This is a genomic window from Nitrosopumilus sp. b1 (assembly GCF_014078545.1).
Taxonomy (GTDB): domain Archaea; phylum Thermoproteota; class Nitrososphaeria; order Nitrososphaerales; family Nitrosopumilaceae; genus PXYB01.
In genome coordinates, this window is sequence record NZ_MU078776.1 from 1 (window position 1) to 1003 (window position 1003).

Below are 1003 nucleotides of genomic sequence, written 5' to 3' on the forward strand. Positions count from 1 at the left end.
GCATATTTGATTAAAAAACTTCCAGGATTCTTAAGATAAAATTTTAATTTTTTATTTTAATAGCTTGTTGAACTCTTTGATGAATGTCTTAATTTTGGCCTTTGGAATAACTGCACCACATGCCTTATCATGTCCACCACCAGAACCACCTAATGATGTTGCTAAATTGTTGGTTAGTTTTCCAAGATGAACCTTACATGATTTAGAACCACGAACAGAGACAGCATAGATTCCATGGTCTACTCGCTCTTTGTATGCAATTCCAACATCTTTACCTGATAATCCCAAGACAAAGTTTACTGCACCACTTGCTCCAGCATCTAAGATTTCCATATATCCCAAGTTCTTCATTGTCTTCATTCCTTTTTTGACTTTGGCAATCATCTCTGCGAGTTTTGCCACCTGAATTTGTGCAAACTCAAAGGTATTTGGAATCTCAAATGGGAATTTTGATTCAGATAGCTCTTCGACCAAGTATAACAAATAGTCAGGATCCTTTTGATGTCCTACAATATTGTATGTAAGAACTGTTGCATTGATTAATGCAAATTGTCGGTCATAGATTTGCAATAATTGAGAACCAATGGGTCTATCTTCCATGTAATCAGTAATAGCAGCACATGCTGCAACAAATGAAGCATGATCAGAGAGTTTTGATTTGAATTTATCATAAACTTGAACTGTAGTACACTCATTAATGTCATGAATCATTTTTACTTTTAGTTTTTCTAATTGCTTGATAATTTGTGAGTCAAGATCATGATGATCAATGTAAGTAATTGAGACCTTTTTCTTACGTAATTGCGCCAATATCTCAACGAATTGATCCTGATTCTTCTTACTAAGACCCAAATCACAGATGTATAGTGTCTTTAATTTTTCATCAGCTGCTATCTGCTCTAATGCTTCCATTTGTCCAGGATAGTCAACTAGTACAGAGTCACCACCAAAGGCTTCTCGAATTAATGCAGCAGAAGAAATTCCATCTGCATCTTCTTTATGA

Annotated in this window: 1 protein-coding gene; it reads right to left on the bottom strand. The window is 35.0% G+C overall.

Features of this window, described 5'->3' with window-relative positions:
* Positions 1-51: 51 nt before the first annotated feature.
* Positions 52-1003: DHHA1 domain-containing protein (locus C6988_RS10685; protein ID WP_182135422.1), on the bottom strand; the 952-nt coding region annotated here is incomplete at its 5' end.